General features: G+C 69.1%; 13 protein-coding genes. 2 read left to right on the plus strand and 11 right to left on the minus strand.

Annotation, left to right across the window (positions count from 1 at the left end; genetic code table 11):
* Nucleotides 1-119 precede the first annotated feature (119 nt).
* The 10 genes from ABI385_RS05135 to ABI385_RS05180 form a co-directional block, all read right to left on the minus strand.
* Complete coding sequence (locus ABI385_RS05135) at nucleotides 120-1,295, minus strand: hypothetical protein (RefSeq protein WP_348102669.1); 1,176 nt, start codon at nucleotides 1,293-1,295, stop codon at nucleotides 120-122.
* Nucleotides 1,296-1,438: 143 nt separating this feature from the next.
* Nucleotides 1,439-2,251: a DUF1295 domain-containing protein gene (locus tag ABI385_RS05140; protein WP_348102670.1), complete on the minus strand. Its 813-nt coding sequence runs from the start codon at nucleotides 2,249-2,251 to the stop codon at nucleotides 1,439-1,441.
* A gap of 34 nt (nucleotides 2,252-2,285) precedes the next feature.
* Nucleotides 2,286-3,653 (minus strand): cyclopropane-fatty-acyl-phospholipid synthase family protein, encoded by a 1,368-nt coding sequence (locus tag ABI385_RS05145; protein ID WP_348102671.1) that lies wholly within the window; start codon nucleotides 3,651-3,653, stop codon nucleotides 2,286-2,288.
* Nucleotides 3,650-4,936: a class I SAM-dependent methyltransferase gene (locus ABI385_RS05150; protein WP_348102672.1), complete on the minus strand. Its 1,287-nt coding sequence runs from the start codon at nucleotides 4,934-4,936 to the stop codon at nucleotides 3,650-3,652. Before ABI385_RS05150 ends, ABI385_RS05145 begins: the two co-directional genes overlap by 4 nt.
* Nucleotides 4,933-5,691, minus strand: a complete 759-nt coding sequence (locus ABI385_RS05155; RefSeq protein ID WP_348102673.1) for a DUF1365 domain-containing protein — start codon at nucleotides 5,689-5,691, stop codon at nucleotides 4,933-4,935. Before ABI385_RS05155 ends, ABI385_RS05150 begins: the two co-directional genes overlap by 4 nt.
* On the minus strand, nucleotides 5,688-7,112 hold the full coding sequence (locus ABI385_RS05160; protein ID WP_348102674.1) for an FAD-dependent oxidoreductase: 1,425 nt from the start codon (nucleotides 7,110-7,112) through the stop codon (nucleotides 5,688-5,690). Before ABI385_RS05160 ends, ABI385_RS05155 begins: the two co-directional genes overlap by 4 nt.
* Nucleotides 7,113-7,343: 231 nt before the next feature.
* On the minus strand, nucleotides 7,344-8,168 hold the full coding sequence (locus ABI385_RS05165) for an anti-sigma factor (protein WP_348102675.1): 825 nt from the start codon (nucleotides 8,166-8,168) through the stop codon (nucleotides 7,344-7,346).
* Nucleotides 8,165-8,767 carry an ECF RNA polymerase sigma factor SigK gene (gene sigK / locus ABI385_RS05170; RefSeq protein WP_348102676.1) on the minus strand — a complete coding sequence of 201 codons (603 nt, stop codon included), beginning with the start codon at nucleotides 8,765-8,767 and terminating at the stop codon, nucleotides 8,165-8,167. The genes ABI385_RS05165 and sigK overlap by 4 nt, the downstream gene beginning before the upstream one ends.
* A gap of 168 nt (nucleotides 8,768-8,935) precedes the next feature.
* Nucleotides 8,936-9,583, minus strand: coding sequence for a fasciclin domain-containing protein (locus ABI385_RS05175; protein ID WP_348102677.1), 648 nt, complete (start codon nucleotides 9,581-9,583; stop codon nucleotides 8,936-8,938).
* Between the two features lie 139 nt (nucleotides 9,584-9,722).
* Entirely contained in the window at nucleotides 9,723-11,285 is a 1,563-nt protein-coding gene (locus tag ABI385_RS05180; RefSeq protein ID WP_348102678.1) for a molybdopterin-dependent oxidoreductase, read from the minus strand.
* 58 nt (nucleotides 11,286-11,343) lie between these two features.
* Between ABI385_RS05180 and ABI385_RS05185 the strand changes: the two genes are divergently transcribed.
* Together ABI385_RS05185 and ABI385_RS05190 are read left to right on the plus strand one after the other, a co-directional pair.
* A complete protein-coding gene (locus tag ABI385_RS05185; protein ID WP_348102679.1) occupies nucleotides 11,344-11,751 on the plus strand; it encodes a nitroreductase family deazaflavin-dependent oxidoreductase in 408 nt (135 codons plus the stop codon).
* A 125-nt stretch (nucleotides 11,752-11,876) separates the two neighbouring features.
* A complete protein-coding gene (locus ABI385_RS05190) occupies nucleotides 11,877-12,515 on the plus strand; it encodes an FMN-binding negative transcriptional regulator (RefSeq protein WP_348102680.1) in 639 nt (212 codons plus the stop codon).
* On the opposite strand, the gene ABI385_RS05195 is transcribed toward ABI385_RS05190, so the two are convergent.
* Complete coding sequence (locus tag ABI385_RS05195) at nucleotides 12,509-14,098, minus strand: LLM class flavin-dependent oxidoreductase (protein WP_348102681.1); 1,590 nt, start codon at nucleotides 14,096-14,098, stop codon at nucleotides 12,509-12,511. The genes ABI385_RS05190 and ABI385_RS05195 overlap by 7 nt on opposite strands.
* Nucleotides 14,099-14,128 lie beyond the last annotated feature (30 nt).

Raw genomic sequence — 14,128 nt, forward strand, 5'->3', positions numbered from 1 at the left:
GTTGTCGTTGTCGTTGTCGTTGTCGAGGCGGAGCAGTCGGGGATGGGCGTGGGGTCGGGTTGTCGCTCACGGGTCGGGGCGGGCCAGGCGGATGGCGTCGGCCAGCGAGCCGTTGGCCGTCACCGAGGGGACCGCGCTCGCCGTGTCGCCGAGCTCCGCTTGTTGCGGTGGCCGCGAGCAGCGCCAAAAAGGAGGTGCCGATAACCCCGACGGCGAGCACGCCCAGCCGCAGCCAAAGCCGTGCAGGAACCTGGACCGACGGCGTGAGTGTGGCCTTGAGCTTCGCCCACGGTGAGCGGTCTGTGTGGACGCCGCCGACGAGCGTCTCGTCGGTCAGCCGAGCAGCGACCCACCTGGTCAGGGGCCCGAAGCCAACGCCAACCCGACCCCCACGACGAGCGCGGGCACGGCCCAGGCGGACCCGCCCTCGAGGCCGACCGCTCCCGTGCCGCCACCGCAGTGAAAGATCGCACCAGCCCGAGCGTCGCGACTACCACCGAGACGGCGGTCATGATGTCGCCGGCCAGCACCGTCGTGAGCTTCTCCTCGTCGCTGGGCACGCGGTGTGGGCGGACCTCGAAATGCTTTCTCCACCAAGTGGGCTCGTTGGCATGCTGACCAACCTGTAGCTGCTGGCGGATCAGTGCCGACAGCGCGATGATGCCGAGCGGGACGGCGAGGAACAAGAGCAGGCGCAGCCCTTCCAGTCCCGGCATGCTCCAGGGCAACCCGCCTCGGCGCAGCGCGACGACGACGAGTCCAAGCACGATCACGGCCGGCGCCGCCAGCCCGAGGCGCAGCACCGCGAGACCCTCGTTCTCGACCGAGACGCCGGTGCGTCGCCACATCTCCCCGGATCGCAGCCGACCGAGCAGCAGGACACCGAGGGTGACCACAGCGACGACGAGGACGGCGAACGCTGCGTGACGCGCCCGCTGGGCGTCGGCGACCCACCGGCGCTGCACGTCGGGCAGCTGGTCGAGCAGGTCCGAGCCCGCCGGGATGCTGAGCAGGGCGATCGGCAGCACCGCGAGGATGGAGAACCGCTGCGTGTAGAAACCCCGCAGCCATGAGCCGACGACCCTGCGGACCGCCGGTTTCGCCAGGGTCCGGACCGCCAGTACGCCTACCGGCAGGAGCAGGACCAGCTTGGCGGTCGCCGCGCCTCCGGTCACCCGTCCGACCAGCCCCGCGGCGCCCCCCGTCAGGTGTGCCGCGACGAACGCGCTCAGGTCCTCGAGCACGTCGACCCCGGCGAGGACCCACCGGCGTACGCGCGGAAGGTCGCCGTCCACCCTTCGGTCGAGAACAGCGATCCGGGACTGATCAACGTGGTGAAGGCCCAAGCGCGTCCGCCGGCACCACACTCATCTCTTCACCGGTTTCGGACCCTCCGACGACCTGAAAACCCACAAGAACGTGAGCCCGGTCGGGAAATCTAGGAGGCGCCGCTTCGGCTCTTCGGGGGCCGCGGGATGAAGTAGCTGGTCCGCTGCTGGTACTCGGGATAGCCCGGGCGCTCGGACATCTGTGACTCGAGCAGTCGAGCGCCGGTCGCGAACACGAGGAAGTACGTCATCACCACCGGTGACAGCACCGTGAGCACACCCGGCCAGGCACTGGCCGCGACGAGCCACAGCCCCCACCAGACCGACGAGTCGCCGAAGTAGTTGGGGTGCCGGGTCCACGACCACAGACCGCGGTCCATGATCGTGCCCTTGTTGGACGGGTCCGCCTTGAACGCCGCGAGCTGGGCGTCCCCGACACTCTCGAAGATCACGCCGAGGCCCCAGACCATGGCGCCGACCACCGCGACCCACCACATCCCGCCGCCCGAGGCAGCACTCACCTGGATGGGCAGCGAGACGAACCAGACCGCCGCGCCCTGCACGAGGTAGACCTTGCGGATCGCCACGAGGAACGGGTCGCCCGGTTGGTCCGCCAGCATCTTCTGGTAGCGGGGGTCCTCACCCTTGCCCTTGTTACGGGTGTGCATGTGCCGGGCCAGCCGCCCAGCCCACACCGCGACGAGAGCCGTGAGCAACAGGCGCCGCCACAACACACCGGTCCCGACGGAGCCCGCGACCACCGCGACGACGAGGAAGCCGATGCCCCACGCCGTGTCGACAACACTGACCCGACCCTGGCGCCGTCCGATGAGCGCCGTCACCGTCATGAGGATGAGCACCACGAGGAGCGAGACACCGCTGACGAACAGGAAGTTCGATAGCGAGAAGCCGATGTCGGTCATCCCCGACTCTTTCACGAGCGGATCCATGGTCCGGTCAGGACCACTCGGACGGTCGCACCCACGGCTGACCCGACTCGCCGCCGTGCGCTCCTGGCCGGACTGCGAGGATCTGGTCGACCCCCATCCGGCCGTCCCGGAACGCCATCGCGCCACCGACGAGGTAGAGCCGCCAGACCCGCGCGACCTCCTCGCCCACCAGGGAGACGGCCGTGTTCCAGTTGGCCTCGAACGTCTCGTGCCAGGCCTGCACGGTGCGCACATAGTGCTCGCGCATCGCGTGGACGTCGCGCACCTCGAGACCGCCGTCCTCGATGAAGCCCACCGTCTCCCCGACGGGGCGCATGTGCATGTCGGGGGCGATGAACGACTCGATGAACGGGCCGCCGCCGGGGAAGCGACCGCGACGGGACATCTGCTGGACGAGCACCCGCCCACCGGGAACCACGTTGTCGCGCAATGCTTTCACATAAGTCGCGTAGTTCTTCTGACCAACGTGCTCGCCCATCTCGAGAGAGGCGACAGCGTCGAACGGACCTCCGACGATCTCGCGGTAGTCCTGCAGCCGGATCTCGACCCGGTCCTGCAGCCCGCGCTCGCGGATCCGCTGGTCGATGAACCGCTTCTGCTCGGCGGCGATGGTCACTCCGGTGACCTGGGCGCCGAAGTGCTCGGCGGCATACAGGCTGAGCGAACCCCAGCCGCAGCCGATGTCGAGGAACCGCATGCCCTCCCGGCCCAGGCCGACCTTGCGGCAGACGAGGTCGAGCTTGTCGCGCTGGGAGTCCTCGACGGTGTACGACGGGTCCTCAGACCGCCAGTAGCCGCACGAGTAAGCCATGTGTGGGTCGAGGATCAGGGAGTAGAAGTCGTTCGACAGGTCGTAATGGTGGTGGATCGCGTCACGGTCGCGGCGGTGGCTGTGCAGTCGCCCACGCAGCACGGCCTGGCTGTCCGGTGCTCCGGGCGGGGCGCCGAGCGCACCGATCTCGCGGACGACCCGCAGGAGGCCGGCGAGTGCGGCCGGGTTCGGCCGGATGCCGGTCAGCCCGCGAGCCGCGGAGACCTGCCACACGTGGGTGAGGGCGGCGTCGAGGTCGCCCTCGACGTCGAGCTCGCCGGTGACGTATGCCTGTGCCGCCCCGAGCTCGCCCGGGCGCCAAAGGATTCGGCGGAGTGCGTCGGGCGTGCGGAGGGTGACCGACGGCGCGTCGGGGTCCTCGAGCGACCCTGCGACGCTGCCGTCCCAGGCGGTCAGACGCACCGGCAGGTCGCCGCCGACCACCGGACGAAGGGCGGCCGCGAGCTTCGTCGCCACGCCCTCGACCTGCCGCGTCGTCTGAGGATGCGTCGTCTGAGGATGCTGGGCCGGGGTCTGGGGCTGGGTCTCGTCGAGGAGAGTCATCGGTTGTCCTCACGCTGGAGTACGAACTGCTGGACGTCGAGGTAGCCCGAGGTGAAGCCGGCCCGCGAGTACTCGAGGTAGAAGTGCCACATCCGACGGAAGACCGCGTCGAAGCCGAGCCGACCGACCTCCGCGGCGTGGCTGGCGAAACGCTCGTCCCACAGGCGCAGGGTCTGGGCGTAGCTCTGCCCCATCGAGAGGCGGTCGGCGACCCGCAACGTCGTGTGCGCGCGCGTCACCTGGTCGATCGCCTCGGTGGACGGTAGGAAGCCGCCGGGAAAGATGTACTTGTGCACCCAGGTATAGGTGTTGCGGGTGGCGAGCATCCGGTCGTGCGGCATGGTGATCGCCTGGATCGCGACTTTCCCGCCGGGAGCGAGGTGCTGGTCGATCGTCTCGAAGTAGGTGGGCCAGTAGTCGTACCCGACCGCTTCGATCATCTCGACGGAGACGATGGCGTCGTACTGGCCATCCACGGCGCGGTAGTCGAGCAGGTCGACGGTGACCGAGTCCTCGAACCCCGCCTCGCGAACCCGACGTTGGGCCAACACTTGCTGCTCCTGCGAGAGCGTGACACTACGGACGATGGCACCGCGGCGAGCCGCCCGGATGGCGAGCTCGCCCCAGCCGGTGCCGATTTCGAGGACGCGGCTGCCTTCGCCGACCCCGGCGCCGTCGAGGAGCCGGTCGATCTTGCGATCCTGCGCGGGAGCGAGGTCGTCCCACGAGGGTCGAACGGACACGGCGTTGTCGAACAGCGCCGAGGAATAGCTCATCGTCGGGTCGAGGAACTGTTCGAACATCTCGTTGGACAAGTCGTAGTGGCGTGAGATGTTGGAGCGCGTGTTCTTCGTGGTGTTGATCTCGCTACTGGGGTGCCGCGCGACATACAGCGCGCGCAGCTTCTGCAGCGGCTGGGGCACCAGGTTGGCCATCCGCTCGGCAAAGACCGACAGGACCCGGCCGAGGTCCGGTGAGTCCCAGTCTCCGGCCATGTACGACTCGCCGAACCCGATGAGACCGGCCGCGCCGAGGCGAGAGATGAACCGGTCGGGGTGGTGCAGCACCATGACCGGGGCGCTGGGTACGTGTGCGGCGCGACCGACTACGGTGCCGTCGGGCAGCTCGACACGGACGTCGAGCCGGGCCACGACGCTGTCGAACAGCCGTCGGGCGACCCGGGCATGCACGTTGCGCTTGAGGGCGCCGGGCATCCGGCCCAGGTCCGGCCAGTGGCTGGTGTCGAGTCCGGAGTGGAGCTCGGGTGAGATGAAGGTGGTCATCGGACTGCCTCTTGGTGTCGGTGGGTCGGTCGGGGTTGGATGGGGAGCCGGCGCATCCACAGTTGGATGCCGTGCCAGCGGATCTTGGCCGTGACGACCAGGGGTTCGAAGGGGTGCCGAAGCGCCGTGCGCAGCACGGTGGCCCGGGTCATCGGTCGGGCGTGCCCGTTCAGCGTTGCGACGAACGGAGTCGCGCCGGGACGCTTGAGCGTGACGGAGACCTGCGCGCGGTCGTGGGGTTCGGGCAGCAGCAGCTCGTAGGAGCCTGAGACGTCGTTGAACGGGCTGACGTAGAGCGCCTTGTCGGTGCTGGCCCGCGCGCTGAGGTCGGTGCGAACGAGGTATGCGTGTCGCTCGCCGTAGGTGTTGTGCACCTCGACGACGACGCACTCGAGTTCGCCGTCAGCGTCGACATCGCTGCGGTAGCACCAGAAGACGGAGATGGGGTTGAAGGTGTAGCCGAGCACCCGAGCGCTGGCCAGCATCGTGATCCGACCTCCCCGCAGGTCCACGCCGCGGGTCGCGAGGAAGACGTCGAGGTTCTCGCGCAGCGTGGCGTCAGGCGAACCCAGATGATCGCGCGCCTCGAAACGGGCCAACGGAGACAGCCATCCCAGACGAGGCAGGTCGTCAAGGTCGACGAACCACGAGTAGCTGTGGTGGACGAAGTCGTGCTTCAGCGGCGAGGTTCGGACGTGCCGGACCGTCGTCTCGTACAGGCGCGCCGTCGAGGGGACGCCGGTGGCCGAGCTCATGACCCGACGGCGATCGGCGCGGTCTGGGACTCCGGTTTACTCAGGAGCTCGGGGCCGATATCGGCGCGACCTTCGACTCGCGTCTGGCTGGACGCCCGGTCCAGCCAGTCCACGCCGAGATGTTGAGCCGCGACGAGTCCTGACTTCGCGCCGTCCTCGTGGAACCCCCACCCGTGGTAGGCGCCGGCGAAGGCGACTCGCGTCGTGATGATCTGGGGCAGCCTCGCCTGGGCGGCAACCGATTCGGGCGTGTAGAGCGGGTGCTCGTAGTGCATCGTGTCGATCACAGTCGAGGGGTCGACGCGGTCCTCGCCACCGAGGGTGACGATGAAACGACGGTCCGTGACGTCGAGCCGCATCAGCCGGCTGATGTCGTAGGAGACGAGGACGCTCGCGTGCTCGTCGCCGCCAGGACGCCGCCAGTAGTTCCAGGACGCCCGGGCGGCGCTGCTACGCGGGAGAACGGACTCGTCGGTGTGCAGCTGAGCGACGTTGGGCGAGTAGTGGATCGCGCCCAGCACCTCTGACTGGAGCTCGGTCGGGTTGGCAAGCATGGCCAGGCTCTGGTGCGGGTGCGCTGCGAGGACGACCGCGTCGAAGGTCTCGGTCGCGCCGCTCCCGCCGATGACGTGAACCCCGTCCGTGGCCTCGGTCACTGAGGTCACGCGGTGCCCCAGACGGATGTCCTGGATCCCAGCGGCCACCCGCTCGACGTACCGCGCGGAGCCGGACGTGACGGTGCGCCAGGTCGGCGAACCGAAGACCGTCAGCATGCCGTGGTGGTCGAGGAAGGTGAAGAGGTAGCGCGCGGGGTAGTCGAGCGCGACGGCTGGGTCACAGGACCAGACGGCGGCGACAAGGGGCGCCAGGAAGTAGGTCTGGAAGTAGTCGCTGAAACCCCCGCGGCCGACGAAGTCGCGCACCGTCTCCACGGCTGCGGGGTCGTGGTCCGGCAAGTTCTCGGCTGCCCCTTCGGGCTTGGCGGCGAGCAGCTTCCGCGCCTGCGCGTGGAACCTGCGCACCTCGCCGAGCATGCGCAGGTAGTCCCGGTTGCGCAGGTTTCGAGCGACCGGGAACAGGCCCCGCAGACCACGCGCACCGGCATACTCGAGGCCGGCGTCATCGTCGCGGATGGACATGCTCATGTCCGAGTCCTGGGTCTGCACGCCCAGCTCGTCGAAGAGGCGCAGCAGGGTGGGGTAGGTGCGGTCGTTGTGGACGATGAAACCGGTGTCTACGTTGACGACCTGGCCGCCGACGGTGACCTCGTGGGTGTCCGCGTGCCCGCCGAGGCGAGGGGCTGCCTCATACAGCGTGACGTGGCACTGCTTGGCCAGCACGTGCGCCGCGGTGAGCCCAGCCACGCCGGACCCGACGACGGCGACCCGCCGTAGAGGGGATGGGCTGGCGTGCTGAGACATGAGGAAGGGTCCTTTGTTGAGTCCGGAATGCCGGAGATCGCGCGTGGTCTGTCGGTAGTAGTTCGTCCCGATTCGGCCCACGGATGTGTCGTCACCCTCACCAACAGCGAACTCACAGCATGGTTGGTCCGGACTCAGGAAACCCCCGGTTCCTATGCCACACATGGCGTCGGAACCGGGGGTTTCGTCAGTCCGGTCGGCGGAGGGCAGGGCCGTACGGCGTGCTCAGGGTCAGGCGAACGCGTAGAGCGCGATCGGCGTGCTGGTCGGCTGGAGGGACCCGCCGGACGGCTCTACCGAGATACCGGCACCCGCCGCGTTGACGGCATCACCCTGCAGCACAACCGTCTCGGTGCTGCCACCGGCGCGGGGTGGCACGAACCCGGCGGAGACAAAAGCGCCCTGCGGGTTCTGCAGCCACAGCTGGTAGACCTTGCCGTCCGGTGCGGCAGGCAGGTTGTTGGCCACGAGGACCGCCTTGCCGACCGACTTGGAACGCACCACCGAGGTGGTCGCCCCGTCGGCAAGGGTCTGGTCGACCCGCTGCGCATCGGGCGCCTGGATGACACTCTGCGCGACGGTCAGCTGGCTCTGCGACTGCCGGTCCCACGGGTGCAGCGCCACCGTGGCACCGCCACCGATGGCGACCACAGCCGCTGCGGCGACAAGCCAGCGCGAGGCCGACCGACGACGGGGAGCTGCATGCCGCTGTGCGCGACGCCGCTCTAGCTCGGAGGCGGGCCCGAGCTGCGCCGAGTCCGACCGCATACCGGCTCGGTCTCGGCTGGTGGCCTCGATCCGGTCGCCGGCTTCCTGGCTGACCCGAGGGGGCAGCGGACGGACCGCCGCGATGCTCTGCAGAACCTGCTCGCGCATCCGCTCCGGGGGTGTGGTCTGCAACAGGAGCGAGAGCTGGGTGGCCGCGCCACGCAGGCTGTCGACCTCCTCGCGGCACTCCTCGCAGACCTCGAGGTGGCGCTCGAACTGAGCGCGCTCGATGTCGTCGACGGCGTCGATCGCGTAAGCGCCCGACAGCATGTGGATGTCGTCGTTCATGTATTCATCCCCAACGTGTCGCGGAGCCGAATCAATCCATCACGGATGCGCGTCTTTGCCGTCCCGAGTGGGAGTCCGAGCATCGATGCCACCTCCGTATGTGTGTATCCCCCGAAGAACGCAAGCTCGACAGCGCTGCGTTGCGCTGGGGTCAGCGTCTGCAGTGCCCGTCGCACCCGCTCTGCCTCGAGGGAGGCGGTGACGGCTTCGGCAGTGGTGTCGTAGTCCACGTCCTGGTTCGCCTCGTGATAGCTGTTGTCGCGACGGCCGGCGGCCTCCGCGGACCGCACGCGGTCTACTGCTTTTCGGTGGGTGATGGTCATCATCCAGCCGAGTGCGCTGCCGAGTGCGGGGTCGAACCTGGTCGAGGTCTTCCAGATCTCGAGGAAGGCCTCTTGTGTGACCTCCTCGGACTGGGCCGGGTCGCGGACGACTCGAAGGACCAGACCGTAGAGCCGTGGGGCGACGGCGTCGTAGAGCTGCGCGAACGCGCTCTCGTCGCCCCACGACGACTGTCGGAGCAGGTTCGAGAACCGAGTGTTGGGGTCAAGGTCCTCCGGCGGATTATCGCCGGAGGGGACTACCCGAAGCTCAGCCATGTCGAACATTCTGCTGCTTCATCGAAAGGATGCCTATTTGTTGTCGTGGTACCGGTGGGGACAGCTTGCCGGTACTGGTGTTCGGCACCGCGTCCGATCCGGATTGGATCCGGATCGGACGGGGTGGTCGAACTCGTCGGGCCGGTGTGAAACCGGTCATCGACGATCTCAGGGCATCAGCACGCCGTCGACGATGTAGACCGTCGCGTTGGCGGTCTGGACGTTGCCGCAGATGACGTTGGCGTTGTCCTTGCCGACCGTGAAGGCCTCGCCCGAGCCCTTGACGGTCAAGGTGGTGCCGGCGAGCGTCTTGTGGTCACCCGCGAGCTGGTCCGGAGACAGCTTGCCCGCGATGACGTGGTTGGTGAGGATCTTGGTCAGGGTGGGCTTGTCCGCCAGGACCGACTTCAGCGTGTCCGCGGGGATCTTGGCGAACGCGTCGTTGGTGGGCGCGAAGACCGTGATGGCCGGAGCGGAGTTCAGCGTGTCGCCCAGGCCGGCAGCGCCGACCGCGGTGACCAGCGTGGACAGGAGCGGGTTGTGGCTGGCGGCAGTGGCGACCGGGTCGGTGGCCATGCCGTTGAAGGAACCCTTGCCGTCGGCGGGCACAGCGGCGCAACCGGCGCCGAAGGGCTTGGCCATCGCGTCAGCGGCCGTGGAAGGCGCGGCGGACGAGGTGCTCGGGGCCGCGGAGGAGGTGCTGGGGGCGGCGGCCGCACCCGGTGAGGCGTTCGTCGTGGTGGATCCGCAGGCCGCGAGGCTGATCGGCAGCGCGGCAGCGAGTGCCACGAGAGCGTAGGTGCGCTTGGCGTTCATGATGGTGGTTCTCCCCTGCATAGTGGTGGTGGTGCTGGTGGTGGAGCTGGTGGGTGGCGCTTTTTCTTGTCAGCGCCTCTTGTAATAGGTATTCGTTGCTGCTGTAAGCCCGGATTGCTGTGAACAACCGGCGTTCTGGTCACGAGACGAGAACGACGACCTGCTGTATGCCGCTGGAACCGTTAGGGAACGGCGTCACACGCTGGTCGGCCTGGACCTGTCCCTCGAGGTCGGTGGCGCGCACCGCGACGGAGTGCTGCCCCGAGGTCGCGTCCCAGGGCAGGTACCACTGACGCCAGTAGTCGACGCCGGCGTCCGGACCCAGCTGGGTGGGTTGCCAGGCCCCACCGTCGATCTGGACCTCGACCTTGCCGACCCCCCGGTGCTGCGCCCAGGCCACGCCGCCGATGACGGACTTGCCCGCCGGGATCGTGGACAGGGGCGCTGGGGTGTCGATGCGCGCGGAGGTCTTGATCGGGGCGTCGGTCGCCCACTGCCGCTGGGTCCAGTAGGACTGCTGCGCGGCATACGTGGTCAAGGTCAGCTTGGTGAGCCACTTGGTCGCCCCGACAAACCCGTAGAGCCCGGGCGTGATCAGGCGGGCCGGGAAGCCGTGAGCCTCGGTCAGCGGTTTGCCGTTGAGGGCGATAGCGACCATCGCGTCGCGTCCGTCGCGGACCACCGCGAGCGGCGTGCTGATCGTGAAGCCGTCGACCGCGGTGCTGAGCAGCTGGTCGGAGGAGGTGCCCACTCCGGCGCGCGCGAGGATGTCGGTCACCCGGACGCCGAGCCAACGACCAGCGCCGACGTAGCCGCCGCCGACCTCGTTGGAGACGCAGGTCATGGTGATGTCGCGCTCGATCATCGGCATCTTCAGAAGGTCGTCGTAGCTGATGGAGAGCGTGTTGGAGACGTCCCCGTCGACCTCGAGCGTCCAGGTGTCCTTGGGCACTTTGGGCACCGTGAGGTTGGTGTCCACGCGGTAGAAGCTCTCGACCGGGGTCTGGAACGGTGAGATGCCCTGGGTGGTCGACTCGACGCCCTTCGGCAGCGGAGCGGCTGGGCTGGCGGGGGTCGGCAGCGCGATGTCGGAGGAGTCCACCGAGGCGTCGGCGAGCCGTTGCCCCAGAGCGCCGCTCACGACGGCGCCGGCGGTCACACCGGCAGCGCCGATGAGGAACCCGCGTCGGGAGCTGCCCGTGGGGGGCGTCCCCGATGCAGAGCGTGAGGAGCCGAGGAGCCGGGTCAGCCAGAGCAGGACGGCGACACCGACCAGCCCGGTCCCGATCGCCGGGACGAGGTCCCGAAGTGAGGCCGTGGGGCGGGTCATCGCAGCCGCGCCGGAGGCGAGGACGAGCAGGAGGACCATGCCGATCCCGACGACCTTGCGGCGGCGGGTGAGCAGCCCGGCGAGCGCGGCGAGCGCCAAAGTCACCAGGGAGACGCTGGCGAGCAGGATCGCCTTGTCGGCCGTGCCGACCTTGGCGATGACGAGCTCCTTGACCGGCGTCGGCGTCAGGTCGATGACGACCGAGCCGACAGACAGGACGGGGGAGGCAGCCGGGTTGACGACGCCGGCCACCAGGTGGCCGACGGCGATGCCGGCGACGGCGGCCAGGACTCCGCACGCGGCATATGCCACCTTGCGTGTCGCGGGAACATGCGCCGCGGCAGAGGCGGGTCGGGTGCGGAGGTCAGTCATGACCAGTGTTCGGCGCGGACCCTCCCACGGATGCGCTGGCAGTGGGAGCATGCCCGGTATGCCTGTCCCCACGGCCGTGACCGGTTTCAACAAGCGGGTGCTCAACCCGGTGCTCCGACGGCTTGCCGGGCACGGCTGGTTCGTCGAGATCGAGCACGTGGGCCGGAAGTCGGGCCGGACGTTCCGGACCCCGATCATGGCGTTTCGCAGCTCGGCCGGCGACGCCGTGACCATCGCGCTCACCTACGGCCCGGACGTCGACTGGCTGCGCAACATCCGGGCGGCCGGCGGTTGTCGGATGCACCTCGGCCCGAACCTGCTGACGCTCGGCGCGCCGGTGTCCCTGACCGAGGCGGAGGGACTGCGGCGGATGCCCAGCCCACCGCGCCAGATGTTGCCGATCATGGGCTGCCACGACTTCGTCGAGCTGCCGGTGCTGGATGAACAGCCGTGGAGCGCGCTGTGACGATCCTGAGAGCATCACTAGCATGAGTGACGTCGCGGCCAGATCGCCGCTCCTGACCCTGACGACCGTCGCGATGATCCTGCTCGCCGCATTTAGCTTGCTGGCCGGGAACCCCTGAGGGCTCGGTGTACATCCCCCGCACGTTCGCGATGCCCGCCGACGACCAGCTGGCCGAGGTTCGGGCGCTGGTCGCTGCCGTCCACGTCGCGCTGCTGGTGACCGTCGGTTCAGACGGCGTCCCCGACGCGACGCTGCTGCCCATCCTGTGGGAGGGCGACGAGGTCGTCGCGCACCTCGCTCGTGCCAACGCGCACTGGCAGCGGGTTGTCGACGGGTCGCCGGGCCTCCTCGTCGTCACCGGCCCCGACGCCTACGTCTCGCCGCGCTGGTATCCCTCGAAACGCGAGCACGGCCGGGTGGTGCCGACCTGGAACTACTCGGCGGTGCATCTCAGCGGCCCGGTACGCGTGCACGACGACCCGCAGTGGCTGCGCACGGCCGTGACCCGGCTGACGGACCACCACGAGGAACGGTCGTCAGGAGACGACGAGCCCTGGACTGTGGGTGACGCGCCGGCTCGCTATGTCGACGGGCAGCTGCGCGCCATCGTCGGGATCTCGATGCAGGTCACCGACGTCCAGGCCAAGGCGAAGCTGAGCCAGAACCGGTCCGAAGCCGACCAGGCCGGTGTGGTGGCCGGGTTGCGCGCGAGCGACGACCGCTGTGCGGAGGCGGTTGCCGACGCGATGGAGCGCCCTCAGTAGAAACCGGCTTGGGCCAGCGGGTGGAGGAGCTCGCGCTCCTCGTAGGACAGGTGTGACAGGAGGGCGTCGGTGACGAGGTCGAGCACCTCCTGCAGCTGCCGGATGCCCGCTCCGCCGGCGGACCCGTCACTGGCCTCGACGACCAGGGTGACCAACGCCCGGTCGAGGGCTTCCAGCAGCTCGTGGATGACCTCGTGCTCCTGCGACAGGCGGTCGAGCACCGGACCTGCGCCGGCTACCCGCCGCAGGTGTGGAAACACGCTGGCGTCCTCGAGTGAATGATGTCCGGTGACGACGCGGCAGTACTGCTCACAGTAGGCGCCGAGCGTCCAGTTGTTCTGTCGCAACGTCATCCGGTTGATCGCGGACCGCGCCGAACCGATCGACACCTGGCCTTCGGCGACCTGCCGCACGATGTCGCGCAGCCGTTCGAGCTCCGAGCGCAGCCCGTCGTGGACGTCGACCAGATGTTGCGGTGCCGCCTGCTGCTGGGCCGTGTAGGCGAACTGCGCCGGTGCCGGAAACCGGGGGCGGGTCGACTCGTCCCACGCGGCCTGGTCCGACAGCCGCATGCCGTCATCCGATGTGACTCGGACATCGAGTAGCGGGTTTGTTTGTGTGGCAACGGGTTCCGGCGACTGGAGAACGACCCCCTCCCGCTCGTCGTCGGCTGAGTCTGCGCCCACCCGCGGCGCGGCGCGGGCGATGTCGACGAGGTCGCGAACCCGGGGGGCGACCTCCTCGCCGAACACGCGTACCGCGTCGACGTCGTCGGTCCCGAGGATGAACGTGCTCATCCCCAGGGCCACGGCCAGCTCGGCGAGCTGTTCGGCCCACTCCGCGGGTGTCCCGGACAGCCCACTCCCGCCGCGGACCCGGCTGAACCGGCCGTTGACGTTGTAGAGCCGACGCACCGACGCCGGGTCGCGGCCGGCGTCACGAGCCGCCGTGTCGATGACCTCGTTCATCCCCGCAAGCACCTCGGGGTCGGCGTACCCCATGCTCGGGAGCCAGCCGTCGGCACACCGGCCGGTGAGTCGCAGCATGCGCGGCTTGTATGCGCCGAGCCAGATCTCGACGGGGTGCGCCGGCTCCGGGCCGGGGTGGAGACCGACGACCTGGTAGTGCGAACCCTCGACGCGGACCGTGGGCGAGCCGGTGGGCTGCCAGACGCCGCGGATCACCTCGATGCCTTCACGCAACGCGTCCACGCTCTGCGCGGGGGTGAGCCGCCGCCCACCGGCGGCCACGATCGCGTCCCAGAACGCTCCGGCGCCAAGGCCGAGCTCGGCGCGCCCACCGCTCAGCAGGTCGAGGGTCGCGATGCTGCGCGCGAGGACCACAGGTGGGCGCAGCGGCAGGTTCGCGACGTTGAGCGCGACCCGGAGCGATGAGCTGCGGGCGGCGATGACCGACAGCAGTGTCCAGGCGTCGAGGTGCCGCGCCTGGTAGGGGTGGTCCTGCACCGTGACGAGGTCGAGACCGCTCACCTCGGCGAGCTGGGCCAGCAGCAGGACGTGTTGCGGGTCGGCGGCGTCCGGTGAGGGGAACAGCCCGAACCTCAGCTCCTGCCCGTAGTCCATCTACCCAGCCTAGGCAGGCGTCACGACGAG

The organism is Lapillicoccus sp. (assembly GCF_039935575.1).
In the GTDB taxonomy this organism is placed as follows: Bacteria; Actinomycetota; Actinomycetes; order Actinomycetales; family Dermatophilaceae; genus Lapillicoccus.